General features: G+C 68.2%; 35 protein-coding genes. 3 read left to right on the top strand and 32 right to left on the bottom strand.

Annotated elements, in window-relative coordinates:
- Positions 1-51: 51 nt before the first annotated feature.
- Complete coding sequence (gene glmS, locus AB0947_RS03470; RefSeq protein WP_366748571.1) at positions 52-1,899, bottom strand: glutamine--fructose-6-phosphate transaminase (isomerizing); 1,848 nt, start codon at positions 1,897-1,899, stop codon at positions 52-54.
- A 154-nt stretch (positions 1,900-2,053) separates the two neighbouring features.
- Here glmS and coaA point away from each other — a divergent pair, with 154 nt between their 5' ends.
- Together coaA and AB0947_RS03460 are read left to right on the top strand one after the other, a co-directional pair.
- Complete coding sequence (gene coaA / locus AB0947_RS03465) at positions 2,054-3,043, top strand: type I pantothenate kinase (RefSeq protein WP_308071346.1); 990 nt, start codon at positions 2,054-2,056, stop codon at positions 3,041-3,043.
- A 21-nt stretch (positions 3,044-3,064) separates the two neighbouring features.
- Positions 3,065-3,997, top strand: a complete 933-nt coding sequence (locus AB0947_RS03460) for a DUF389 domain-containing protein (protein ID WP_366748570.1) — start codon at positions 3,065-3,067, stop codon at positions 3,995-3,997.
- A 23-nt stretch (positions 3,998-4,020) separates the two neighbouring features.
- Here AB0947_RS03460 and glmM read toward each other — a convergent pair whose 3' ends face one another.
- The 3 genes from glmM to rplM all read right to left on the bottom strand — a co-directional run bounded on the left by glmM (position 4,021) and on the right by rplM (position 6,558).
- Positions 4,021-5,379: a phosphoglucosamine mutase gene (gene glmM / locus AB0947_RS03455; RefSeq protein WP_366748569.1), complete on the bottom strand. Its 1,359-nt coding sequence runs from the start codon at positions 5,377-5,379 to the stop codon at positions 4,021-4,023.
- 180 nt (positions 5,380-5,559) lie between these two features.
- The gene (rpsI, locus tag AB0947_RS03450; RefSeq protein WP_003998795.1) at positions 5,560-6,072 is read right to left on the bottom strand and encodes a 30S ribosomal protein S9; all 513 of its coding nucleotides are present in this window, start codon (positions 6,070-6,072) and stop codon (positions 5,560-5,562) included.
- Between the two features lie 42 nt (positions 6,073-6,114).
- The gene (rplM, locus tag AB0947_RS03445) at positions 6,115-6,558 is read right to left on the bottom strand and encodes a 50S ribosomal protein L13 (protein ID WP_014674395.1); all 444 of its coding nucleotides are present in this window, start codon (positions 6,556-6,558) and stop codon (positions 6,115-6,117) included.
- 268 nt (positions 6,559-6,826) lie between these two features.
- Here rplM and AB0947_RS03440 point away from each other — a divergent pair, with 268 nt between their 5' ends.
- Complete coding sequence (locus AB0947_RS03440) at positions 6,827-7,699, top strand: hypothetical protein (protein ID WP_366748568.1); 873 nt, start codon at positions 6,827-6,829, stop codon at positions 7,697-7,699.
- A gap of 12 nt (positions 7,700-7,711) precedes the next feature.
- On the opposite strand, the gene AB0947_RS03435 is transcribed toward AB0947_RS03440, so the two are convergent.
- The 28 genes from AB0947_RS03435 to rplB form a co-directional block, all read right to left on the bottom strand.
- A complete protein-coding gene (locus AB0947_RS03435; protein ID WP_366748567.1) occupies positions 7,712-8,455 on the bottom strand; it encodes a polyprenol monophosphomannose synthase in 744 nt (247 codons plus the stop codon).
- A 41-nt stretch (positions 8,456-8,496) separates the two neighbouring features.
- The gene (gene truA / locus AB0947_RS03430) at positions 8,497-9,360 is read right to left on the bottom strand and encodes a tRNA pseudouridine(38-40) synthase TruA (protein WP_366748566.1); all 864 of its coding nucleotides are present in this window, start codon (positions 9,358-9,360) and stop codon (positions 8,497-8,499) included.
- 74 nt (positions 9,361-9,434) lie between these two features.
- Positions 9,435-9,920: a 50S ribosomal protein L17 gene (gene rplQ / locus AB0947_RS03425; RefSeq protein WP_366748565.1), complete on the bottom strand. Its 486-nt coding sequence runs from the start codon at positions 9,918-9,920 to the stop codon at positions 9,435-9,437.
- 169 nt (positions 9,921-10,089) lie between these two features.
- A complete protein-coding gene (locus tag AB0947_RS03420; RefSeq protein WP_003966937.1) occupies positions 10,090-11,112 on the bottom strand; it encodes a DNA-directed RNA polymerase subunit alpha in 1,023 nt (340 codons plus the stop codon).
- A 144-nt stretch (positions 11,113-11,256) separates the two neighbouring features.
- Complete coding sequence (gene rpsK / locus AB0947_RS03415) at positions 11,257-11,661, bottom strand: 30S ribosomal protein S11 (RefSeq protein WP_003956432.1); 405 nt, start codon at positions 11,659-11,661, stop codon at positions 11,257-11,259.
- A 66-nt stretch (positions 11,662-11,727) separates the two neighbouring features.
- Positions 11,728-12,108, bottom strand: a complete 381-nt coding sequence (rpsM, locus tag AB0947_RS03410; protein WP_030641206.1) for a 30S ribosomal protein S13 — start codon at positions 12,106-12,108, stop codon at positions 11,728-11,730.
- Positions 12,109-12,301: 193 nt separating this feature from the next.
- Positions 12,302-12,415, bottom strand: a complete 114-nt coding sequence (rpmJ, locus tag AB0947_RS03405) for a 50S ribosomal protein L36 (protein WP_003998809.1) — start codon at positions 12,413-12,415, stop codon at positions 12,302-12,304.
- Between the two features lie 60 nt (positions 12,416-12,475).
- The gene (infA, locus tag AB0947_RS03400; RefSeq protein ID WP_003948620.1) at positions 12,476-12,697 is read right to left on the bottom strand and encodes a translation initiation factor IF-1; all 222 of its coding nucleotides are present in this window, start codon (positions 12,695-12,697) and stop codon (positions 12,476-12,478) included.
- Positions 12,698-12,859: 162 nt separating this feature from the next.
- The gene (gene map / locus AB0947_RS03395; protein WP_366748564.1) at positions 12,860-13,696 is read right to left on the bottom strand and encodes a type I methionyl aminopeptidase; all 837 of its coding nucleotides are present in this window, start codon (positions 13,694-13,696) and stop codon (positions 12,860-12,862) included.
- Between the two features lie 101 nt (positions 13,697-13,797).
- Positions 13,798-14,460 carry an adenylate kinase gene (locus tag AB0947_RS03390; RefSeq protein ID WP_366748562.1) on the bottom strand — a complete coding sequence of 221 codons (663 nt, stop codon included), beginning with the start codon at positions 14,458-14,460 and terminating at the stop codon, positions 13,798-13,800.
- Positions 14,460-15,773, bottom strand: coding sequence for a preprotein translocase subunit SecY (gene secY, locus AB0947_RS03385; RefSeq protein WP_189816459.1), 1,314 nt, complete (start codon positions 15,771-15,773; stop codon positions 14,460-14,462). Before secY ends, AB0947_RS03390 begins: the two co-directional genes overlap by 1 nt.
- Positions 15,774-15,962: 189 nt before the next feature.
- The gene (gene rplO / locus AB0947_RS03380) at positions 15,963-16,418 is read right to left on the bottom strand and encodes a 50S ribosomal protein L15 (protein ID WP_004984514.1); all 456 of its coding nucleotides are present in this window, start codon (positions 16,416-16,418) and stop codon (positions 15,963-15,965) included.
- 2 nt (positions 16,419-16,420) lie between these two features.
- A complete protein-coding gene (gene rpmD / locus AB0947_RS03375; protein WP_003974250.1) occupies positions 16,421-16,603 on the bottom strand; it encodes a 50S ribosomal protein L30 in 183 nt (60 codons plus the stop codon).
- 2 nt (positions 16,604-16,605) lie between these two features.
- On the bottom strand, positions 16,606-17,211 hold the full coding sequence (rpsE, locus tag AB0947_RS03370; protein ID WP_014674381.1) for a 30S ribosomal protein S5: 606 nt from the start codon (positions 17,209-17,211) through the stop codon (positions 16,606-16,608).
- Between the two features lie 36 nt (positions 17,212-17,247).
- Positions 17,248-17,631, bottom strand: coding sequence for a 50S ribosomal protein L18 (rplR, locus tag AB0947_RS03365; protein WP_030641198.1), 384 nt, complete (start codon positions 17,629-17,631; stop codon positions 17,248-17,250).
- A 3-nt stretch (positions 17,632-17,634) separates the two neighbouring features.
- Complete coding sequence (gene rplF / locus AB0947_RS03360) at positions 17,635-18,174, bottom strand: 50S ribosomal protein L6 (protein WP_014674379.1); 540 nt, start codon at positions 18,172-18,174, stop codon at positions 17,635-17,637.
- Positions 18,175-18,198: 24 nt separating this feature from the next.
- The gene (gene rpsH / locus AB0947_RS03355; protein WP_014674378.1) at positions 18,199-18,597 is read right to left on the bottom strand and encodes a 30S ribosomal protein S8; all 399 of its coding nucleotides are present in this window, start codon (positions 18,595-18,597) and stop codon (positions 18,199-18,201) included.
- 211 nt (positions 18,598-18,808) lie between these two features.
- Positions 18,809-18,994, bottom strand: coding sequence for a type Z 30S ribosomal protein S14 (locus AB0947_RS03350; protein ID WP_003948630.1), 186 nt, complete (start codon positions 18,992-18,994; stop codon positions 18,809-18,811).
- A 5-nt stretch (positions 18,995-18,999) separates the two neighbouring features.
- The gene (gene rplE / locus AB0947_RS03345; RefSeq protein ID WP_019753095.1) at positions 19,000-19,557 is read right to left on the bottom strand and encodes a 50S ribosomal protein L5; all 558 of its coding nucleotides are present in this window, start codon (positions 19,555-19,557) and stop codon (positions 19,000-19,002) included.
- The gene (gene rplX / locus AB0947_RS03340; RefSeq protein ID WP_366748561.1) at positions 19,557-19,880 is read right to left on the bottom strand and encodes a 50S ribosomal protein L24; all 324 of its coding nucleotides are present in this window, start codon (positions 19,878-19,880) and stop codon (positions 19,557-19,559) included. Before rplX ends, rplE begins: the two co-directional genes overlap by 1 nt.
- Positions 19,881-19,882: 2 nt before the next feature.
- Positions 19,883-20,251: a 50S ribosomal protein L14 gene (gene rplN, locus AB0947_RS03335; RefSeq protein ID WP_003998823.1), complete on the bottom strand. Its 369-nt coding sequence runs from the start codon at positions 20,249-20,251 to the stop codon at positions 19,883-19,885.
- A gap of 99 nt (positions 20,252-20,350) precedes the next feature.
- A complete protein-coding gene (gene rpsQ, locus AB0947_RS03330) occupies positions 20,351-20,638 on the bottom strand; it encodes a 30S ribosomal protein S17 (protein ID WP_030641193.1) in 288 nt (95 codons plus the stop codon).
- A complete protein-coding gene (gene rpmC, locus AB0947_RS03325) occupies positions 20,638-20,862 on the bottom strand; it encodes a 50S ribosomal protein L29 (protein ID WP_003974259.1) in 225 nt (74 codons plus the stop codon). Before rpmC ends, rpsQ begins: the two co-directional genes overlap by 1 nt.
- Positions 20,862-21,281 carry a 50S ribosomal protein L16 gene (rplP, locus tag AB0947_RS03320; RefSeq protein WP_030745246.1) on the bottom strand — a complete coding sequence of 140 codons (420 nt, stop codon included), beginning with the start codon at positions 21,279-21,281 and terminating at the stop codon, positions 20,862-20,864. The genes rpmC and rplP overlap by 1 nt, the downstream gene beginning before the upstream one ends.
- A gap of 5 nt (positions 21,282-21,286) precedes the next feature.
- Positions 21,287-22,108 carry a 30S ribosomal protein S3 gene (gene rpsC, locus AB0947_RS03315; RefSeq protein WP_014674374.1) on the bottom strand — a complete coding sequence of 274 codons (822 nt, stop codon included), beginning with the start codon at positions 22,106-22,108 and terminating at the stop codon, positions 21,287-21,289.
- Complete coding sequence (gene rplV / locus AB0947_RS03310) at positions 22,108-22,455, bottom strand: 50S ribosomal protein L22 (RefSeq protein WP_006130776.1); 348 nt, start codon at positions 22,453-22,455, stop codon at positions 22,108-22,110. The genes rpsC and rplV overlap by 1 nt, the downstream gene beginning before the upstream one ends.
- Before the next feature lie 43 nt (positions 22,456-22,498).
- Positions 22,499-22,780 (bottom strand): 30S ribosomal protein S19, encoded by a 282-nt coding sequence (gene rpsS, locus AB0947_RS03305; RefSeq protein WP_041665437.1) that lies wholly within the window; start codon positions 22,778-22,780, stop codon positions 22,499-22,501.
- 12 nt (positions 22,781-22,792) lie between these two features.
- Positions 22,793-23,629: a 50S ribosomal protein L2 gene (rplB, locus tag AB0947_RS03300; protein WP_041665436.1), complete on the bottom strand. Its 837-nt coding sequence runs from the start codon at positions 23,627-23,629 to the stop codon at positions 22,793-22,795.
- Positions 23,630-23,662: the final 33 nt, after the last annotated feature.

Raw genomic sequence — 23,662 nt, 5'->3', positions numbered from 1 at the left:
CACTCGACGGAGCGGCACTGGACGAAGCCCCGCCCGACGAGGCCCCGCACCTCACTCCACCGTGACCGACTTGGCCAGGTTGCGGGGCTGGTCCACCTCGTTGCCCCGGGCCGTGGCCAGCTCACAGGCGAAGACCTGGAGCGGGACCGTGGCCACCAGCGGTTGCAGCAGGGTGGGCGTGGCCGGGATGCGGATCAGGTGGTCGGCGTAGGGGACGACCGCCTCGTCGCCCTCCTCCGCGATCACGATCGTCCGCGCGCCCCGCGCCCTGATCTCCTGGATGTTGGAGACGATCTTGTCGTGCAGGACCGACCGGCCGCGCGGGGACGGGGCGACGACGACCACCGGCACGTCCTCCTCGATCAGCGCGATCGGTCCGTGCTTCAGCTCGCCGGCGGCGAAGCCCTCGGCGTGCATGTAGGCCAGTTCCTTCAGCTTGAGCGCGCCTTCGAGGGCCACCGGGTAGCCCACGTGCCGGCCGAGGAAGAGCACCGTGTCCTTGTCGGCCAGCGTCCGCGCCAGCGCCCGTACCGGCTCCATGGTCTCCAGGACCCGCTCGACCTCCTCGGAGATGCGGGACAGGTCCTTGATCACGGCCTGGATCTCGTCGCCCCACTTGGTGCCCCGGACCTGGCCCAGGTAGAGCGCGACCAGGTAGCAGGCGACCAGCTGGGTCAGGAACGCCTTGGTGGAGGCTACGGCGACCTCGGGACCCGCGTGCGTGTACAGCACCGCGTCCGACTCGCGCGGGATCGTCGAGCCGTTGGTGTTGCAGATCGCCAGCACCTTCGAGCCCTGTTCGCGGGCGTGCCGCAGCGCCATCAGGGTGTCCATGGTCTCGCCGGACTGGGAGATGGCGATTACCAGCGACCGCCCGTCCAGGATCGGGTCGCGGTAGCGGAACTCGCTGGCCAGCTCCACCTCGCACGGGATGCGCGTCCAGTGCTCGATGGCGTACTTGGCGATCAGGCCCGCGTGGAAGGCCGTACCGCACGCCACGATGACGACCTTGTCGATCTCGCGCAGCTCGGAGGGGCTGATCCGCACCTCGTCCAGGGTCAGCGAGCCGGACGGGTCGATGCGCCCGAGCAGCGTGTCGGCGACCGCCTTGGGCTGTTCGGCGATCTCCTTGAGCATGAAGTAGTCGTAGCCGCCCTTCTCGGCCGCCGAGGCGTCCCAGTCCACGTGGTAGGAGCGGACCTCGGCCGGGCGGCCGTCGAAGCCGGTGACCGTGACGCCGTCGCGCCGCAGTTCCACCACCTGGTCCTGGCCCAGCTCGATCGCCGAGCGCGTGTGGGCGATGAACGCGGCGACGTCGGAGGCGAGGAACGCCTCGCCCTCCGCGACCCCCACCACCAGCGGGGAGTTCCGGCGGGCGCCGACCACCACGTCCGGATCGTCGGCGTGCACCGCGACCAGCGTGAACGCGCCCTCCAGCCGCCGGCACACCAGCCGCATCGCCTCGGCGAGGTCGGCGGTCGCCGAGAACTCCTCGGCCAGCAGATGGGCGACGACCTCGGTGTCCGTCTCGGAGTTCAGCTCGTGGCCGCGCTCGGCCAGTTCGGCGCGCAGCACGGCGAAGTTCTCGATGATGCCGTTGTGGACCACCGCGACCCGGCCCGCGTTGTCCAGGTGGGGGTGCGCGTTGGCGTCCGTGGGGCCGCCGTGCGTGGCCCAGCGCGTGTGCCCGATGCCGGTCGTGCCGGCCGGCAGTGGCCGTTCGACCAGTTCCTTCTCCAGGTTGACCAGCTTCCCGGCCTTCTTCGCGGCGGCCAGTCCGCCGTCCGCCAGTACGGCGACACCGGCCGAGTCGTAACCCCGGTACTCCAGCCGCTTCAGCCCGGCCATCACGACATCGAGCGCCGACTGCGACCCTACGTATCCCACGATTCCGCACATGGGCGGCAGCCTACGGGCCGACAACGATCAAAAACCGCCTCCGCCTGCCCGAAATCGGAAATTCCCACCGTCGTACGAAGGCCCGCGGTGGCCGGAAGGCACCGCGTGACGGACCCCACCCGCCGTGCCGTTCAGACTCCGTTAACAATGGACTGTGATCTCACCGGTCTCCTCGATGCCCCGGAGCGCCCACCGGCACAGGCCGGAGGCGACTCCCTACGTCGATCTCACCCGTGCCGAGTGGAGCGCGCTGCGCGACAAGACGCCGCTGCCGCTCACCGCCGAGGAGGTGGAGAAGCTCCGTGGCCTCGGCGACGTCATCGACCTGGACGAGGTGCGGGACATCTACCTCCCGCTCTCCCGGCTCCTCAATCTCTACGTCGGCGCCACGGACGGCCTCCGGGGCGCGCTGAACACCTTCCTCGGGGAGAAGGGCTCCCAGTCCGGCACCCCGTTCGTCATAGGGGTCGCCGGCTCGGTGGCCGTGGGGAAGTCCACGGTCGCCCGCCTGCTCCAGGCCCTGCTTTCCCGCTGGCCCGAGCACCCGCGCGTGGAGCTGGTCACGACGGACGGATTCCTGCTGCCCACCCGGGAGTTGGAGGCCCGGGGCCTGATGTCGCGCAAGGGCTTCCCCGAGTCCTACGACCGCCGGGCCCTCACCCGTTTCGTCGCCGGCATCAAGGCAGGCAAGGACGAGGTGTCCGCGCCGGTCTACTCGCACCTCATCTACGACATCGTGCCCGGCGAGAAGCTCACCGTCCGCCGCCCGGACATCCTGATCGTGGAGGGCCTGAACGTCCTCCAGCCCGCCCTGCCCGGCAAGGACGGCCGCACCCGGGTCGGTCTCGCCGACTACTTCGACTTCAGCGTGTACGTGGACGCGAGCGCCGACGACATCGAGAGCTGGTACCTCAGCCGCTTCAAGAAGCTGCGTCAGACGGCGTTCCAGAACCCGAACTCGTACTTCCGCAAGTACACCCAGGTCTCCGAGGAGGAGGCCCTGGACTACGCCCGCACGCTCTGGCGGACCATCAACAAGCCCAACCTGGTGGAGAACATCGCCCCCACCCGGGGCCGGGCCACCCTGATCCTCCGCAAGGGCCAGGACCACAAGGTGCAGCGCCTCAGGCTCCGCAAGCTGTAGCGGTACCTGTTGGATGGGCACATGCTGCATCTGCGCCTGATCACCCCCGCGGAGCGGACCGACGAGGTGGTCCGCCTGATCGAGACGACGGTCGGCACCACCCACCTCGTGGTCCTGCCCGGCGCCGCACGCGCCCCCGCCGGCGATGTCGTGCTGTGCGACGTGGCCCGCGAGGCGGGCGACGAACTCATCGCCGGGCTACGGCGCCTCGGCCTGGACGACACCGGCTCGATCGCCGTGGAGACCATCGACCTCTCCCTGTCCCGGCGGGCCGAGGAGGCCGAGGAGGAGGCGCCGGGAGAGGGCGCGGACGCCGTGCTGTGGGAGGGCCTGACCGAGGCCACCCACGAGGAGTCGACGCTGTCGGTCACCTACGCGGCCTTCATCACCCTGGCCACGATGATCGCGGCCTGCGGTGTCGTGCTGGACAACGCGATCCTGATCGTGGGCGCGATGGCGGTGGGACCGGAGTTCGGCCCGCTGGCCGGTATCTGCACGGCCCTCGTGCGACGCCGTCCGCGCCTGGCACGGCGCTCGCTGACCGCGCTGCTGGTGGGCTTCGCGCTGGCGATGGCGGTGACGGTCGGCTTCACCCTGTTCATGGACGCCATCGGGCTCTTCCACCGGTCCGACCTGGAGGGCGAGCGCCCCAACACGGCCTTCGTGTACGCCCCCGATGCCTTCTCGCTCATCGTGGCGATCCTCGCCGGCATCGCCGGCACGCTGTCCCTGACCTCCGCCAAGTCGGGCGCGCTGGTGGGTGTCGCCATCTCGGTGACCACGGTCCCGGCCGCCGCCAACGCGGCGGTGGCACTGGCCTACGGCGACACGTCCCAGACGAGCGGCTCGACGGCCCAGCTCCTGCTGAACCTGCTGGGCATCATCCTGGCGGGAACGCTCACCCTGCTCGCGCAGAAGTACTTCTGGGCGAGACAACGGCGGCGCCCCCGCTGAGGGCGACGCAGCCGGCCCCGGAACTATCCGAGCGCCGACTTCACCGCGTCGGCGAGCCGTCCGGCGACGGAGCGGGCCTGCTCGATGTCGGCGGCCTCGACCATCACCCGCACCAGCGGCTCGGTACCCGAGGGACGCAGCAGCACCCGCCCGGTCTCCCCGAGTTCCCGCTCGGCCTCGGACACGGCGGCGGCGAGGTCGGCCGACGTGCGCACCCGCGACTTGTCCACGTCGGGCACGTTGACCAGCACCTGCGGCAGCCGCTCCATGACGGACGCCAGGTCCCGCAGCGTACGGCCGCTCTCGGCGACCCGTGCCGCCAGCAGCAGGCCGGTCAGCGTGCCGTCCCCGGTGGTCGCGTGGTCCAGGATGATGACGTGCCCGGACTGCTCGCCGCCGAGGGCGTAGCCGTGCTCCTTCATCTCCTCCAGGACGTACCGGTCGCCGACGGCGGTCTGCACGAGCCGGATGCCCTCGCGCTCCATGGCCAGCTTGAAGCCGAGGTTGGACATCACGGTCGCGACGACGGTGTCGGAGCGCAGTGTGGAACGCTCCCGCATCGCCAGCGCGAGCACGGCGAGGATCTGGTCGCCGTCGACCTCCTCACCGGTGTGGTCCACGGCCAGGCAGCGGTCGGCGTCGCCGTCGTGCGCGATGCCGAGGTCCGCGCCGTGCTCGACGACCGCGGCCTTGAGCTTGTCCAGGTGGGTCGAGCCGCAGCCGTCGTTGATGTTGAGGCCGTCCGGCTCGGCGCCGATCGTGACGACCTGGGCACCGGCCCGGGCGAACGCCTCCGGCGAGACCCCCGAGGCCGCGCCGTGCGCTTCGTCCAGGACGATCTTCAGCCCGTCGAGCCGGTTGGGCAGCACCGCGAGCAGGTGGGCGACGTACTGCTCGAAGCCCTCCTCGTGCGAGCGCACGCGCCCGACCCCGGCACCCGTCGGACGCTCCCACGGCTCGCCGTGCCGGTGCCCGTGGTAGACCGACTCGATCCGGTCCTCCAGCTCGTCGGCGAGTTTGTGGCCGCCGCGGGCGAAGAACTTGATGCCGTTGTCCGGCATGGCGTTGTGGCTGGCGGAGAGCATCACGCCGAGGTCGGCGCCGAGCGCTCCGGTCAGGTGTGCCACCGCGGGCGTCGGCAGCACGCCGACGCGCAGGACGTCCACGCCCGCGCTGGCCAGACCGGCGACCACCGCCGCTTCCAGGAACTCCCCGGACGCGCGCGGGTCCCGTCCGACCACCGCCGTCGGCTTGTGGCCCTCGAAGGTGCCCGCCTCGGCCAGCACGTGCGCCGCGGCGACGGAAAGGCCGAGCGCCATCTCGGCCGTCAGATCCGCGTTGGCGACACCGCGCACGCCGTCCGTGCCGAAGAGTCGTCCCACTTGTCCTCCTGAGGAAGCGTCCTTGCTGCCGGGATGATGGCAGACGCCATCGCATCCGATCACACAAGCCTTTGAGCGTCTTGTGTCGTTATACGCCCTTGGCTGGGATAAACGAACGCCCCGACGGCACACGTGGCGTGCCGCCGGGGCGTTCGGAGTACGAGCAGAGGCAGCTGCTGATTAGCGCTTGCTGTACTGCGGGGCCTTGCGGGCCTTCTTCAGACCGGCCTTCTTCCGCTCGACCGCGCGGTCGTCGCGGCGCAGGAAGCCGGCCTTCTTCAGCGGGCCACGGTTGTTGTCGACGTCGGCCTCGTTCAGCGCACGGGCGACACCGAGACGGAGCGCACCGGCCTGACCGGAGACACCGCCACCCGCGATGCGGGCGATGACGTCGTAACGGCCCTCGAGCTCCAGGACCTTGAACGGCTCGTTGACTTCCTGCTGGTGCACCTTGTTCGGGAAGTAGTCCTCGAGGGTGCGACCGTTGATCTTCCACTTGCCGGTGCCCGGGACGATCCGGACGCGGGCGATGGCGTTCTTGCGGCGGCCCAGGCCGGCGGCCGGCTGCGGCTCGCCGAAGCGGGAGGCCAGGGACTCCGAGGTGTACTCGCCCTCGACGGGGACCTCGGACTCGGTGGTGTAGCTGTCGATGTCAAGCTCTTCGAGCGGCTGCTCGGCAGTGGTCTCGGCCACGATTCTCCTCAGATTCTCTTCAGTCTTAGGGGGTGGCCGGACTTACTGCGCGACCTGGGTGATCTCGAACGGCACCGGCTGCTGGGCGGCGTGCGGGTGCTGGTCACCCTTGTAGACCTTCAGCTTCGAGAGCATCTGACGGCCCAGGGAGTTCTTGGGGAGCATGCCCTTGACGGCCTTCTCGATGGCCTTCTCGGGGTTCTTGTCGAGCAGCTCGTCGTAGCGGACGGAGCGCAGACCACCCGGGTAACCGGAGTGGCGGTACGCCATCTTCTGGGTCCGCTTGTTGCCGGACAGGTGCACCTTGTCGGCGTTGATGATGATGACGAAGTCACCAGCGTCGACGTGCGGCGCGTAGATCGGCTTGTGCTTGCCCCGCAGGAGGGTCGCAGCAGTGGTGGCGAGACGGCCCAGGACAACGTCCTGGGCGTCGATGACGTGCCACTGGCGCGTCACATCGCCGGGCTTGGGGCTGTACGTACGCACGGTTCGTAGCCTTCGCTTCGAGTGAATGGTCCTAAACAAGGTCACCGAAACGATCACGACAGCCTTGATCCACGGCGGCGACGCAAACCGCGTGCGTGGGGTCGCTGGTCATCGGCCCGGTGGACCGGTGTAAGGGCCCGTCCCGTGAGAATGAGCAAGCCAATACACAACGAAGAGGCAGCTTACCGGGCAGCCCCCGGACGGGTCAAAACGAGGCAGGCCGTCAGAGGGACCCCGCACCCCCGGCCCCCCGTCTAAGATGCGCCCCATGAGTTACGGGCAGGGGGGACCCCAGTCTCAGTGGGATCCCTGGAAACCGAATTCCCAGCAGCCGTGGAACAGCGGATCCGACGACGGGACGCCGGACTGGGCCGCGCTCGCCGAGGCATCGGAGACGCGGAACAAGCGCCGCAAGCTGCTGTTCATAGCCGGCGGCGCGCTCGCCACCGTCGCGATAGGCACCGCGGTCGCCATGGCCGTCGTCTCCGCGAACGGGGGTGACCCGCAGGCCGGTCCCAGCAACCTGCCCGCCAGCGGATCGCTGCCCGGCACGGGCACCGCGACGCCGTCCTTCGCGCCTACCAGCGCGCCGCCGCCGCTGGATCCCACGGACTTCATATCCAGCGCCAAGAAGGACACCGCCCCGCTGAGCCCGGACACCCTGTTCCCGGGCACGCAGCTGACCATGGACGGGACGGTGTACAAGAAGGGCCCGACGGCCGACACCAAGAGCTGTGCCACCGCCGCGGGCGGCTCCCTCCCCAAGATCCTCACCGGCAACGGCTGCACCCGCCTGATGCGCGTGACCTACACGAACGGCGGCGTCGCGGTCACCGTCGGCGTCGCCGTCTTCGACGACGCGGACACGGCCGCCAAGGCCAAGGGCCAGACCGACGACCGCAGCATCGTGCGCTCGCTGTTCGGCAAGGGCGTCAAGCCCTTCTGCGACGGCGCCTTCTGCCGCTCGACCAGGAACTCCTACGGCCGCTACGCCTACTTCACGATCTCCGGCTTCACCAGCGGCAAGGACGTCACCACCAAGGACACCAAGGTGTTCGGCGCCGGCAACGACCTCGCCCAGTTCACCGCGAACCAGATCCACCGCCGCGGCCAGGTCCAGGCCTCGGCCGCCGCCCGGTAGCCCGCCGCGCGCCTACCGCCGCTTCAGCCGGAGCCGCAGCGGCACCACGGCCGACTCCAGCTGGGCGCGCAGGGTCATCTTGGAGGCGCCCTCCGTGCGCTCGGCGAACCGGATCGGGATCTCCACCGCCGTGTGCCCGGCGCGTACGGCCTTGTACTTCAGCTCCACCTGGAAGCTGTAGCCCACGCTGTCCAGGGACGACAGGTCCACGTCCCGGAGGGCCGCCGCCGACCACAGATTGAAGCCGGCCGTGATGTCCTGGATGTCGGTGCCGAGCACGGCGCGGGCGTACCGGTTGGCGAAGCGGGACAGCAGCACCCGGTGGGCGCCCCACCGCTCGTCCAGCGAGCCGCCCTCGACGTACCGGCTGCCCACGACGAGACCGGCGCCGGAGGCGAGGGCCGCCTCCAGCATGCGGGGCACGGCCTCCACCGGGTGGCTGCCGTCGGCGTCCATCTGGACGACGTACACGGCGCCCTCCGCCAGCGCGGCGGACATCCCGGCCGCGTACGCCCGTCCCAGCCCGTCCTTCTCGGTGCGGTGCAGCACGCTCATCCGGCGCCGCCCGCCGCTGTTGTACTCCGCCGCCAGCTCCTCGGCGATCCGCCCGGTACCGTCCGGGCTGAAGTCGTCGACGACCTTCAGGCGCAGCCCGTCCAGCGGCAGCCCGAGCACCGCCTCGGCCATTCCGGGCAGGTTCGCCGCCTCGTTGTACGTCGGCATCACCACGGTGACCGGCAGCTCGTCCTGTGCCATCACTGTCCCTCCCCTGCGGGCGCCGGCGGCATGCGACGCGGCTAACAGGTCTCGCAGCCCGACGCGCCGGGCAGCGACCGCTTGTTCCGCGCCTCCCTGCTCCGGGCCGCCAGCAGCTCGTCGGCCGGATAGCCGACCTCCTCCAGCGTCAGCCCGTGCGGCCGTACGACGTGCACGGCGGAGTCCCGGACCCGGGCCGCCAGCACCTTCCCGGGCCACTCCGGCCCCCGGTGCCCGTCCCCCACGAACAGCAGCGCGCCGATGAGCGACCGCACCATGTTGTGGCAGAAGGCGTCCGCGCGCACGGTGGCGGTGATGATCCCGTCGTCCCCCCGGACCAGGCTCAGCTCCTGGAGCGTGCGGATGGTGGTCGCCCCCTCCCGCTTCTTGCAGTAGGCGGCGAAGTCGTGCTCCCCGAGCAGCGCGCGGGCGGCCTCGTTCATGGCGTCCACGTCGAGCGGCCAGTCGTGCCACAGCACGTGGCCGCGCAGCAGCGGGTCCACACCGCCCGGGTTGTCGGTCACGCGGTAGGCGTACCGCCGCCACACGGCCGAGAACCGCGCGTTGAAACCGCTCGGCGCCTCCCTGAGCGCCCACACCCGCACGTCCCTCGGCAGCCGGCCGGCGAGCCGCTTGAGCAGCTTCTCGTGATGCTCACGCCACACGCCCTCGGGCAGGTCCACGTGGGCCACCTGCCCCCGCGCGTGCACCCCGGCGTCGGTGCGCCCGGCGACCGTCAGCTCACAGGTCTCCCGGGACCGGGTCACCGTCCGCAGGGCGTCCTCGATCTCCCCCTGCACGGTCCGCCTGCCACCGGCCTGCTTGGCCCAGCCGTGGAAACCGGTGCCGTCGTAGGACAGGTCGAGACGGAGACGGACATGACCGGGCTGTACTTCGTCACTCACGTACGGATCCTCTCAGGTACGCGAAAGCGGGCCCGCCCCGAAGGGCGAACCCGCTTCCCGCGTCAGGCGGAGCCTCAGGCGTCCTTGGACTCCTCGGCGGGAGCCTCGGCGGCCTCGGTCTCCTCGACCTTGGTCTCCTCGGCCTCCTTGACCGCACGCTTGGTGGCGGCCTCGGCCTCACCGGTCGCCTGCTGGGCGACCGTCAGCGCCTCGACCAGCTCGATGACGGCCATGGGCGCGTTGTCGCCACGGCGGTTACCGATCTTGGTGATGCGGGTGTAGCCACCGGGGCGGTTCTCGTACCGCGGGCCGATCTCGGTGAAGAGCGTGTGGACGATGCTCTTGTCCGTGATGACCTGAAGCACCTGGCGGCGGTTGTGAAGGTCGCCCTTCTTCGCCTTGGTGATCAGACGCTCGGCGTACGGACGCAGACGGCGCGCCTTCGCCTCGGTGGTGGTGATGCGGCCGTGCTCGAAGAGGCTCTTCGCCAGGTTCGCGAGGAGCAGCTTCTCGTGCGCGGCGCTGCCGCCCAGACGGGCACCCTTGGTGGGCTTCGGCATGTTCTTTCTCCTGTGTGTCTGCCCCGGCCGTATCAGGTACCGGGGTCAGTATCCGAGCAGGCGGTCGCCTGTCGGAGATCCGGGGCACCTTTTCAGGCGCCCCGGAGGCTCCGCGCCCCGAAGGAGCGCGGGGAACTGCGCGACCGGCCGCAACGGACCGGCGGCCGAATCAGTACTGCTCGGTCTCCACGAAACCGGCGTCAGCGTCGTCATCGGCACCGAACGCGTCCGCCGCGGCGGTCGGGTCGAATCCGGGCGGGCTGTCCTTCAGGGCCAGGCCCATGCCGGCCAGCTTCGCCTTGACCTCGTCGATGGACTTCGCACCGAAGTTGCGGATGTCCAGCAGGTCGGCCTCGGAGCGCGCGACCAGCTCACCCACGGAGTGGATGCCCTCGCGCTTGAGGCAGTTGTACGACCGAACGGTGAGCTCCAGCTCCTCGATCGGCAGCGCCAGGTCGGCGGCGAGCGCGGCGTCCGTCGGGGACGGACCCATGTCGATGCCCTCGGCGTCGATGTTCAGCTCGCGGGCGAGACCGAACAGCTCGACCAGCGTCTTGCCGGCGGAGGCCATGGCGTCACGCGGACGCATCGCCTGCTTGGTCTCGACGTCGACGATCAGCTTGTCGAAGTCGGTGCGCTGCTCGACACGCGTGGCCTCGACCTTGTACGTGACCTTGAGAACCGGCGAGTAGATGGAGTCGACCGGGATGCGGCCGATCTCCTGGCCCACCTGCTTGTTCTGCACGGCGGAGACGTAACCGCGGCCGCGCTCGACCGTCAGCTCCATCTCCAGCTTGCCCTTGCCGTTGAGCGTGGCGAGGACCAGGTCGGGGTTGTGCACCTCGACACCGGCCGGGGGCGCGATGTCGGCGGCGGTGACCAGACCCGGGCCCTGCTTGCGCAGGTACATCACGACCGGCTCGTCGTGCTCCGAGGAGACGACCAGCTGCTTGATGTTGAGGATCAGGTCGGTGACGTCCTCCTTGACGCCCGGCACGGTGGTGAACTCGTGCAGCACGCCGTCGATCCGGATCGAGGTGACGGCGGCACCCGGGATCGAGGAGAGGAGGGTACGGCGCAGGGAGTTGCCGAGGGTGTAGCCGAAGCCCGGCTCCAGCGGCTCGATCACGAACCGGGAGCGGAACTCGTCGACGACCTCTTCGGTCAACGAGGGACGCTGAGCGATCAGCATGTGTGGATCAGATCCTTCTTTCGTGGACGCCCGCTATTTGACGCCCGACGGAATCCGCGCCCGGGTAAAGCGCGGGTACTGCAAGGGTACGGGCGGCACGACCCGAAGGAGCCGTACCGCCCGCGACCAGCGACCCGGGAAGCGTCAGACGCGACGACGCTTCGGCGGACGGCAGCCGTTGTGCGGGGTCGGGGTGACGTCCTGGATGGAGCCGACCTCGAGGCCCGTGGCCTGCAGGGAGCGGATCGCGGTCTCACGACCGGAACCCGGGCCCTTGACGAACACGTCGACCTTGCGCATGCCGTGCTCCTGGGCGCGGCGGGCGGCCGACTCGGCGGCCATCTGCGCGGCGAACGGCGTGGACTTCCGGGAGCCCTTGAAGCCGACGTGGCCGGCGGAGGCCCAGGAGATCACGTTGCCGGACGGGTCCGTGATCGACACGATCGTGTTGTTGAACGTGCTCTTGATGTGCGCGTGGCCGTGAGCGACGTTCTTCTTTTCCTTGCGGCGCACCTTCTTGGCAGCGCCCTGACGTCCCTTGGGGGGCATCTACAAACTCCTAGAGGGAGGTGGTCGGTCCTACAGCGAAGACCGTGGACAGGTGTCCGCTGCGGACTACTTCTTGCCCGGCTTCTTCTTGCCGGCGATGGCGCGACGCGGGCCCTTGCGGGTGCGGGCGTTGGTGCTGGTGCGCTGACCGCGGACGGGCAGACCGCGACGGTGACGGAGACCCTGGTAGGTGCCGATCTCGACCTTGCGGCGGATGTCGGCCTGGATCTCGCGACGGAGGTCACCCTCGGTCTTGATGTTGTTGTCGACGTACTCGCGGATCGCGACCAGCTGCTCTTCGGTCAGGTCACGGACGCGGGTGTTCGGGTCGACGCCGGTCGCAGCCAGCGTCTCCTTCGAGAGGGTCCGGCCGATGCCGAACACGTAGGTGAGGGCGATCTCCACGCGCTTGTCGCGCGGGATGTCGACACCGGAAACGCGTGCCATTCAATGGCTCCTGGTGAATCTTCGGAGGTCTTCCACAGAACCGGCTCCCGGCCGCCGTACTAGGTACGAACCGGGTCCCCGGCCTCCGAACCGGGGGTGTCGAGCTGGTGGGCTCGGGCTCTGCGTATGAACATATTCAGCTCGCGTCGCGCGAAGACTCTGCGATAGAGGTGCAGAGGGTGATGGTCGTGCGTCAGCCCTGGCGCTGCTTGTGGCGCGGGTTCTCGCAGATGACCATGACCCGGCCGTGACGGCGGATCACCCTGCACTTGTCGCAGATCTTCTTGACGCTCGGCTTGACCTTCATGGGGTGAGGTTCTCCGGGTCAGTGCCATCGCACCGGGCGGGCCCGGGGCGCGGGCAAGATCTACTTGTACCGGTAGACGATCCGGCCACGCGTCAGGTCGTACGGAGACAGCTCCACCACGACCCGGTCGTCAGGGAGGATGCGGATGTAGTGCATACGCATCTTGCCGCTGATGTGTGCCAGGACCTGGTGGCCGTTCTGGAGCTCGACCTTGAACATGGCGTTCGGCAGAGACTCGACGACAGTGCCCTCGATCTCGATGGCACCTTGCTTCTTGGCCACGCTTCGCCCTTCGAATCGACTACCTTGATCGACTCTCAGGCGATCCCTGGGATCCCCTTGCGGGAGCATGCGGACATGCGGGTGCACGAGAGCCGACGAGTCAGTCTACGTCGGCGCACCCCGAAAGGCGAATCGAGGAAGTCTGCCCTACGGGGGAGATCGTTAAGCGAGCGGGTCCGGTGCCGCGGTGACGCCGTGCTCGGCGAGCTTGGCCCTGCCTCCGTCGGGGGCGGTGAGGACCAGCGGGCCCTGCTCCGTCAGGGCGACGGAGTGCTCCCAGTGGGAGGACCAGGTGCCGTCGGTGGTGATGACCGTCCAGTCGTCCGACAGGACCTCGGTGCGCGGGGTGCCCAGCGACACCATCGGCTCGATCGCGAGGCAGAAGCCCGGGACCAGCTTGGGGCCCTTGCCGCGCCGGCGGTCGACGTAGTTCAGCAGGTGCGGGTCCATGTGCATCTCGGTGCCGATGCCGTGGCCGCCGTAGTCCTCGATGATCCCGTACCGGCCGCCGCCCGGCTTGGGCTGGCGGCGGATGTACGTCTCGATCGCCCGGGAGACGTCGACCAGGCGGTTGCCCTGCTTCATGGCCGCGATACCGGCCCACATCGACTCTTCGGTCACCCGGGACAGCTCGATCAGCTCCGGGGCGTGACCGGAGCCCACGAACGCGGTGTAGGCCGCGTCGCCGTGCCAGCCGTCGACGATCGCGCCGCAGTCGACGGAGATGATGTCGCCGTCCTTCAGGACGACGTCGTCGGAGGGGATGCCGTGGACGACCACGTCGTTCACGGAGGTGCAGATGGTCGCGGGGAAGCCGCCGTAGCCCAGGAAGTTCGACTTGGCGCCGTGCTCGGCGAGCACCTTGCGGGCCACCTCGTCCAGGTCCTTGGTGGTGGCGCCCGGCACCGCGGCCTCACGCGTCGCCGCGTGGATGGCGGCTACGACCAGGCCCGCCGCCCGCATCTTCGCGATCTGCTCGGGGGTCTTGATCTGCACCATGGGGGCCTGCGCTCTCCGTCACTCACATCGGCTGGGGATACCTGTACAACAGTACGGCCGCGGCGCCCCGGGGAGGGCACCGCGGCCGGAAGGGCCGGGAGCTACTTCTCGGCCTTCTCGCGCTTGAGGGCCTCCAGCGCCCGCCGCGTGATCTCGTCCACCGGGCCCAGGGAGGAGATCGTGACGACCAGGCCCTGCGCCTTGTAGTAGTCGATGATCGGCTCGGTCTGCGTGTGGTAGACCTCCAGCCGCTTGCGGACGGTCTCCTCGGAGTCGTCGTCGCGCTGGTACAGCTCGCCGCCGCAGACGTCGCAGACGCCCTCCTGCTTCGGCGGGCTGTACGTCACGTGGAAGACGTGGGAGGAGTCGTTGCGGCAGATGCGCCGGCCGGCGATGCGCTTGACGACCTCGTCCTCGGGGACCTCCAGGTCCAGCACCGCGTCCAGCGTGATGCCCTCGGTCTGCAGCAGCTGGTCCAGGGCCTCGGCCTGCGAGACGTTCCGCGGGAAGCCGTCCAGCAGGAAGCCGTTCTCCGCGTCGGGCTGCTCCATGCGGTCCTTGGCCATCGCGATCGTCACCTCGTCGGGAACGAGGTTGCCGGCGTCCATGTAGGACTTCGCGAGCTTGCCCAGATCCGTCTGCCGACTGATGTTGGCCCGGAACAGGTCGCCCGTGGAGATGTGCGGGACGCCCAGCTTCTCTGCGAGCCGGACGGCCTGCGTTCCCTTACCGGCACCCGGCGGCCCGACGAGGACGATACGCATCAGCGGAGGAACCCTTCGTAATTGCGCTGCTGGAGCTGGCTCTCGATCTGCTTCACCGTCTCGAGGCCGACACCCACGATGATGAGGATGCTGGTCCCGCCGAAGGGGAAGTTCTGGCTTGCCCCGAAGCCCACCAACGCCACTGTCGGTACGAGAGCGATCAGACCCAGATACAGCGAGCCCGGCCAGGTGATCCGGTTGAGCACGTAGCTCAGGTACTCAGCGGTCGGTCGGCCAGCCCGGATGCCCGGGATGAAGCCACCATACTTCTTCATGTTGTCGGCTACTTCTTCGGGGTTGAAGGAGATCGCCACGTAGAAGAACGCGAAGAAGACGATGAGCAGGAAGTACGAAGCGATGTAAATCGGGTGATCGCCCTTGGTGAGGTTCTGCTCGACCCAGGTCTTCCAGCCCGACTTGCCTCCCGCGAACTGCGCCACGAGCGCCGGGATGTAGAGCAGCGAGGAGGCGAAGATGACGGGAATCACACCCGCCTGGTTCACCTTGAGCGGGATGTACGTGGACGTGCCGCCGTAGGAACGGCGTCCGATCATGCGCTTCGCGTACTGCACCGGGATGCGGCGCTGGGCCTGCTCGACGAAGACGACGAGCGCGACCATGATCAGGCCCACCGCGATGACGGTGCCGAACTCGATCCAGCCGCCGGCCAGCGTGCCCTGCTTCTTGATGGCCCACAGCGCGGACGGGAAGGTCGCGGCGATCGAGATGAACATCAGGATCGACATGCCGTTGCCGATGCCGCGGTCGGTGACCAGCTCACCGAGCCACATCACGACCGCCGTACCCGCGGTCATGCAGATGACCATGGTGATCGTGGTGAAGATGGCCTGGTCCGGGACGATGCTCGTGGCGACCGAGCAGCCGCTGAAGAGCGCGCCGCTGCGGGCGGTGGCGACCAGGCCGGTGCCCTGGAGGATGGCGAGCGCCACGGTGAGGTAGCGGGTGTACTGCGTGATCTTCGCCGTGCCGGCCTGGCCCTCCTTCTTCAGGGCTTCCAGGCGCGGGATGACCACGGTCAGCAGCTGAAGGATGATGCTGGCCGTGATGTACGGCATGATGCCGAGCGCGAAGACCGTGATCTGCAGCAGCGCGCCACCGCTGAACATGTTCACGAGGCCGAACAGGCCCTGGTTGCCCTGGGCCTCGTTCACACAGGTCTGGACTGCCTTGTAGTTCACGCCGGGGATCGGGATGTGGGTACCGACCCGGTAGACCACGATGATGCCCAGCGTGAAGAGCAGCTTCTTGCGCAGGTCGGGCGTCCTGAACGCCCGGGCGAACGCGGTGAGCACGGTGCCTCCTGCGACCCCCGCGCAACTGCGTCAAGGGTGACGGTCTGAGGTTCGACGAATACGAAAAAGAACAGTGCAGGCCACCTTACCGGCGACACTGCCCCCCTAGGAACGACCAACCGGGGATACCTCATTGTGAGGTATCCCCGGTCGGGATCGTTTACGTCATCGAGGCGTCGTCCGAGGGACTCAGACGAGCTCGGTGACCGTGCCGCCGGCGGCGGTGATCTTCTCCTTGGCGGAGCCGGAGACGGCGTCGACCGTCACCTGCAGCGCCACGGAGATCTCGCCCTGGCCGAGGACCTTGACGAGGCTGTTCTTGCGAACGGCGCCCTTGGCCACCAGACCCTCGACCGTGACCTCGCCACCCTCGGGGTAGAGCGCGGCCAGCTTGTCGAGGTTCACGACCTGGTACTCGGTCTTGAACGGGTTCTTGAAGCCCTTCAGCTTCGGGAGGCGCATGTGGAGCGGCATCTGGCCGCCCTCGAAACTCTCCGGAACCTGGTAGCGGGCCTTGGTGCCCTTGGTACCACGACCGGCCGTCTTACCCTTCGACGCCTCACCACGACCGACACGGGTCTTGGCGGTCTTGGCGCCCGGGGCGGGACGGAGGTTGTGGATCTTGAGCGGGTTCTGCTCCGCCATGATCAGTCGACCTCCTCGACCGTCACGAGGTGGCGGACGGTGTGCACCATGCCGCGGAACTCGGGGCGGTCCTCCTTGACGACCTGCGTGTTGATGCCCTTGAGACCAAGGGAGCGCAGGGTGTCACGGTGGTTCTGCTTGCTGCCGATGTAGGACTTGACCTGCGTGATCTTGAGCTGCGCCATGATTACGCACCCACCCCGGCACGCGCACGCAGCAGGGCCGCGGGAGCGACGTCCTCGAGCGGCAGACCGCGGCGGGCCGCGATCTCCTCGGGACGCTGCAGGCCCTTCAGGGCCTCCACGGTCGCGTGCACGATGTTGATGGCGTTGTCGGAGCCGAGCGACTTCGACAGCACGTCGTGGATACCGGCGCACTCGAGCACGGCACGCACCGGACCACCGGCGATCACACCGGTACCCGGGGACGCGGGCTTGAGCAGCACGACGCCGGCAGCCTTCTCACCCTGGATGGGGTGCGGGATGGTGCCCTGGATCCGGGGGACCTTGAAGAAGTGCTTCTTGGCCTCCTCGACACCCTTGGCGATGGCGGCCGGCACCTCCTTGGCCTTGCCGTAACCGACACCCACGGTGCCGTCACCGTCGCCCACCACGACCAGCGCGGTGAAGCTGAAGCGACGACCACCCTTCACAACCTTGGCGACGCGGTTGATCGCGACGACGCGCTCGACGTACGCGGTCTTCTCGGCGGCAGCAGCGCCGCCGTCACGGCCCTTCCGGTCCCGCCGCTCGCCGCCACCGGCACCGCTTCCGCGGCGCTGGGGTCCAGCCATTGGATTACCTCTCTCTTTCCGCTAGCTACAAGCGGCTCAGAACTTGAGCCCGGCTTCGCGGGCGGCGTCCGCCAGGGCGGCGATGCGCCCGGCGTACTGGTTGCCACCACGGTCGAACACGACGGCCTCGACACCGGCGGCCTTGGCACGCTCGGCGACCAGAGCGCCGACCTGCTTGGCCTGCGCCGACTTGTCGGCCTCGCCGCCACGGATCGACGCGTCCAGGGTGGACGCCGACGCCAGGGTGTGGCCCTTCAGGTCGTCGATCACCTGCGCCACGATGTGGCGGTTGGAGCGGGTCACGACCAGACGGGGGCGCTCCGCCGTACCGGCGATCCGCTTGCGGATCCGGATGTGACGGCGCTTGATCGCGGCGCGCTTGTAGGCGTCGCCCTTGAGGATCTTCTGCCCGTATGCCATGGCTTACTTACCCGCCTTTCCGACCTTGCGGCGGATGACTTCGCCCTCGTACTTGACGCCCTTGGCCTTGTACGGGTCGGGCTTGCGCAGCTTGCGGATGTTGGCCGCAACCTCGCCGACCTTCTGCTTGTCGATGCCCTCGACCGAGAAACGGGTCGGGGTCTCCACCTTGAAGGTGATGCCCTCGGGGGCCTCGACCAGGATCGGGTGGCTGTAACCGAGAGCGAACTCCAGGTTCGAACCCTTGGCGGTCACTCGGTAACCGACACCGCTGATCTCGAGCTTCTTCACGTAACCCTGGGTCACGCCGGTGATCATGTTCGCCACCAGCGTGCGGGAGAGGCCGTGCAGGGCCTTGCTCTGACGCTCGTCGTTCGGGCGGGTCACCTGGAGGGTGCCGTCCTCGCCCTTAGCGATGTCGATCGGCGCGGCAACGGTGTGGGTCAGCGAGCCCTTGGGGCCCTTGACCGAGACCGTCCGGCCGTCGATGGTGACGTCCACGCCGGCGGGAACCGCGATGGGGAGCTTGCCGATGCGCGACATAGCTGTTTCCTCCGTTCCCTTCTGCTACCAGACGTAGGCGAGGACTTCCCCACCCACGCCCTTCTTGCCGGCCTGCTTGTCGGTGAGGAGCCCGTGCGACGTGGAGATGATCGCCACGCCGAGGCCGCCGAGCACCTTCGGCAGGTTGGTGGACTTCGCGTACACCCGGAGACCGGGCTTGGAGATCCGCTTGATGCCCGCGATGGAGCGCTCACGGTTGGGGCCGAACTTCAGCTCCAGGACGAGGTTCTTGCCGACCTCGGCGTCCTCGACCTTCCAGCCCGTGATGAAGCCCTCCTGCTGGAGGATCTCCGCGATGTGAGACTTGATCTTGGAGTGCGGCATCGACACCGAGTCGTGGTACGCCGAGTTCGCGTTCCGCAGACGCGTCAGCATGTCTGCGATCGGATCAGTCATGGTCATGAATTGGCCTGTGGCCTTTCTCGCCGGGGTTTCCTATATGCGCCATCCCTCTCCCCGTACATGGACGGGACGGGTGCGGTGCGGGGACCTACGGCGTAGTAAGTCGTTCAGGGCGGCAGAGGCCCAACCCTCCTAGCCTAAGCCATGAGGGCAGGCGCCCCTGCCGTCCCGGTTGCTTACCGAGAGGTCCAGGAATCCCTAAAAGTCGGGATTACCAGGAGCTCTTGGTCACGCCCGGCAGCTCGCCACGGTGAGCCATCTCACGAAGGCACACGCGGCAGAGGCCGAACTTGCGGTACACGGAGTGGGGACGGCCGCAGCGCTGGCAGCGGGTGTAGCCCCGCACACCGAACTTGGGCTTGCGAGCAGCCTTCGCGATCAGAGCCTTCTTCGCCATCTCGCTCACGCCTCCTTGAACGGGAAGCCGAGGTGACGGAGAAGGGCACGGCCCTCTGCGTCGTTGGTCGCCGTGGTGACCACGGTGATGTCCATACCCCGGACACGGTCGATCTTGTCCTGGTCGATCTCGTGGAACATGACCTGCTCCGTGAGACCGAAGGTGTAGTTGCCACGGCCGTCGAACTGCTTGGGGGACAGGCCGCGGAAGTCGCGGATGCGCGGCAGCGCGAGCGACAGGGTGCGGTCCAGGAACTCCCACATGCGGTCGCCACGAAGCGTGACGTGGGCACCGATCGGCTGACCCTCACGCAGCTTGAACTGCGCGATGGACTTGCGGGCCTTGGTGACGGCCGGCTTCTGACCGGTGATCGTGGTGAGGTCGCGGATGGCGCCCTCGATCAGCTTGGAGTCGCGGGCGGCGTCGCCCACACCCATGTTGACCACGATCTTGACGAGGCCCGGGACCTGCATGACGTTCTCGTACTTGAACTCGTCACGCAGCTTGCCCGCGATCTCCTCGCGATACTTCTGCTTCAGACGCGGAGTGGTGGTGGTAGCCATCAGATGTCCTCACCCGTCCGCTTGGCAACGCGGATCTTGTTGCCCTCTTCGTCGAAGCGGTAGCCGACACGCGTGACGACCTTCTGGCCGTCCTTCTCCACGACCAGCTGGACGTTGGAGATGTGGATCGGCGCCTCGGTGGTCACGATGCCGCCGGCCTGGGAACCGGTGGCCGTCGGACCGGCCTTGGTGTGCTTCTTGACCCGGTTGACACCCTCGACCAGGACGCGCTCCTCGCGCGGGTAAGCGGCAATGACCTTGCCCTGCTTGCCCTTGTCCTTGCCGGTGATGACCTGGACCAGGTCGCCCTTCTTGATCTTCATGCTTACAGCACCTCCGGAGCCAGCGAGATGATCTTCATGAACTTCTTCTCGCGCAGCTCACGCCCGACCGGGCCGAAGATGCGGGTGCCGCGAGGGTCACCGTCGTTCTTCAGAATGACGGCGGCGTTCTCGTCGAAGCGGATGTACGAGCCGTCCGGACGGCGGCGCTCCTTGACGGTGCGAACGATGACCGCCTTGACGACGTCACCCTTCTTCACGTTGCCACCGGGGATCGCGTCCTTGACGGTGGCGACGATGACGTCACCGATGCCCGCGTAGCGGCGACCGGAGCCACCGAGCACACGGATGCAAAGGATCTCCTTCGCACCAGTGTTGTCGGCGACACGCAGTCGCGACTCCTGCTGGATCACGTCTATCTCCTGATCGTCTGCCGGTTCCCCGGGGGCCGCTCGGCGAGCGGCCCCCGGAGCCTGGCGGAACTGTCCTGCGAGGGGCGCCCCGCAGGAGAATTACTTGGCCTTCTCGAGGATCTCGACGACGCGCCAGCGCTTCGTCGCGGACAGCGGCCGGGTCTCCATGAGGAGGACGCGGTCGCCGACACCCGCGGCGTTCTGCTCGTCGTGGGCCTTGAGCTTGTTCGTACGGCGGATGACCTTGCCGTACAGCGCGTGCTTCACACGGTCCTCGACGGCGACGACGACGGTCTTGTCCATCTTGTCGCTGACGACCAGACCCTCACGGGTCTTGCGGAAGCCTCGGGCTTCGGTGTTCTGCTCAGTCACGTTGCTCTCGCTCATCAGGCGCTCTCCACCGTCTCGATGCCCAGCTCGCGCTCACGCATCAGGGTGTAGATCCGCGCGATGTCCTTGCGGACGGCCTTCAGCCGACCGTGGTTCTCGAGCTGACCCGTCGCCGCCTGGAAGCGGAGGTTGAACAGCTCTTCCTTGGCCTCGCGGAGCTTCGCCAGAAGCTCCTCGTTGCCCAGCTCGCGCAGCTCGGACGCCTTGGTACCGGCCGACATCACGCTTCACCTGCCTCGCGCTTGACGATCCGGCACTTCATCGGCAGCTTGTGGGCCGCACGCGTCAGCGCCTCACGGGCGATCTTCTCGTTGGGGTACGACAGCTCGAACATCACACGTCCGGGCTTGACGTTGGCGATCCACCACTCCGGGGAACCCTTACCGGAACCCATGCGGGTCTCGGCCGGCTTCTTGGTGAGGGGACGGTCCGGGTAGATGTTGATCCAGACCTTGCCGCCACGCTTGATGTGGCGGGTCATCGCGATACGAGCCGCCTCGATCTGGCGGTTCGTCACGTAGGCCGGGGTCAGCGCCTGGATGCCGTACTCGCCGAACGCAACCTGCGTCCCACCCTTGGACATACCGCTGCGCTTCGGGTGGTGCTGCTTGCGGTGCTTGACCCTACGGGGGATCAGCATGACGGTCAGGCCTCCGTTCCGGTGCTCTCAGCCGGAGCGGCGGCGGGGGCCTCGGCCTTGGGGGCCTCGGCACCGGCAGCCTGCTGCGGCTTGCGACCGCGCCGCTCGCCACCGCGGCCACCACGGGCCGGGCGGTCGGCGCCACCGCGGGCCGGGCGGTTACCCGCACGGGCGGCAGCGTTCTCGGCGCGGACCTCGGCGATGTTCTTGACGTCGCCCTTGTAGATCCAGACCTTCACACCGATGCGGCCGAAGGTCGTCTTGGCCTCGAAGAAGCCGTAGTCCACGTTCGCGCGGAGCGTGTGCAGGGGCACGCGGCCCTCGCGGTAGAACTCCGAGCGGGACATCTCGGCGCCGCCGAGGCGGCCACCGCACTGGATCTTGATGCCCTTGGCGCCGGCCTTCATGGCGGACTGCATGCTCTTGCGCATGGCCCGACGGAAGGAGACGCGGGAGGAGAGCTGCTCGGCGACGGCCTGGGCCACGAGCTGAGCGTCGGTCTCGGGGTTCTTGACCTCGAGGATGTTCAGCTGGACCTGCTTGCCCGTGAGCTTCTCGAGGTCACCGCGGATGCGGTCGGCCTCGGCGCCACGGCGGCCGATGACGATGCCCGGACGAGCGGTGTGGATGTCCACACGCACGCGGTCACGGGTGCGCTCGATCTCGACCTTGGAGATGCCGGCGCGCTCCATGCCGGACGTCATCATCCGACGGATGGCGACGTCTTCCTTGACGTAGTCCTTGTACAGCTTGTCGGCGTACCAACGCGACTTGAAGTCGGTCGTGACACCGAGCCGGAACCCGTGCGGGTTTACCTTCTGGCCCATTACCGGGTTCCTTCCTTGCTGCTGACGACCACGGTGATGTGGCTGGTCCGCTTGCGGATCCGGTAGGCACGGCCCTGGGCACGCGGACGGAACCGCTTCAGGGTCGGGCCCTCGTCGACGTAGGCCTCGGAGATGAAGAGGCTGTCGACATCGGTGTGGTCGTAGTTGTGCGCGGCGTTGGCAATGGCGCTGTCCAGCACCTTGCCCACCGGCACCGAGGCGGCCTGCGGAGCGAATCGCAGGACGGCCTGGGCCTCCGTGGCGTCCATGCCACGGATGAGGTCCACCACGCGGCGGGCCTTCATGGGCGTGACGCGGATGTACCGCGCCTGGGCCCTGGCTTCCATGGTTGTCCCTTCAGTTACTTACGTGTCTGAATGCGATCCGCTGCTAGCGGCGCTTCGACTTCCGGTCTTCCTTGACGTGGCCCCGGAAGGTGCGCGTCGGCGAGAACTCGCCGAGCTTGTGGCCGACCATCGACTCGGTGACGAACACCGGGATGTGGGTCTTGCCGTTGTGCACCGCGATCGTGTGGCCCAGCATCGCCGGGACGATCATCGAGCGACGGGACCAGGTCTTGATGACGTTCTTGGTGCCGGCTTCGTTCTGCGAGTCCACCTTCTTGATGAGGTGGTCGTCGACGAAGGGCCCCTTCTTCAAGCTACGAGGCATCTCAACCCGTCCTTAGCGCTTCTTGTTCGTCTTGCGGCGGCGGACGATGTACTTGTTCGACGCCTTCTTGGGCGAACGAGTACGGCCTTCCTTCTTGCCCCACGGGGACACAGGGTGGCGACCACCGGAGGTCCGGCCCTCACCACCACCGTGCGGGTGGTCAACCGGGTTCATGACCACACCACGGACGGTCGGGCGAACGCCCAGCCACCGCTTGCGGCCCGCCTTGCCCCAGTTGATGTTGCTCTGCTCGGCGTTGCCGACCTCACCGACGGTGGCGCGGCAGCGCGCGTCCACCATGCGGATCTCACCGGACGGCATACGGAGGGTCGCCATGGCGCCCTCACGGGCGAGCAGCTGCACCGAGGCACCCGCGGAACGGGCGAACTTGGCGCCGCCACCGGGACGGAGCTCGATCGCGTGGATCGTGGTACCGACCGGGATGTTGCGGAGGGCCAGGTTGTTGCCCGGCTTGATGTCGGCCCCGGGACCGTTCTCCACGGTGTCGCCCTGCTGCAGGTTGCGCGGGGCGAGGATGTAGCGCTTCTCGCCGTCGGCGTAGTGCAGCAGCGCGATGCGCGCGGTGCGGTTGGGGTCGTACTCGATGTGCGCGACCTTCGCCGGCACGCCGTCCTTGTCGTGACGACGGAAGTCGATCACACGGTAGGCGCGCTTGTGTCCGCCACCCTGGTGGCGAACGGTCACACGACCGGCGTTGTTACGGCCGCCCTTGCTGTGCAGGGGACGGACCAGCGACTTCTCCGGCGTGGACCGCGTGACCTCGACGAAGTCGGCGACGCTGGCGCCACGACGGCCCGGCGTAGTCGGCTTGTACTTGCGGATTCCCATTTCTCAGTCCTCGTCCGATATCGGACGATCCGA

The organism is Streptomyces sp. NPDC047841 (genome assembly GCF_040704085.1).
Taxonomy (GTDB): Bacteria; Actinomycetota; Actinomycetes; order Streptomycetales; family Streptomycetaceae; genus Streptomyces; species Streptomyces argyrophylli.
Note: the sequence above shows the minus strand (reverse complement) of the source record. Positions and strands in the feature narration are given on the sequence as shown.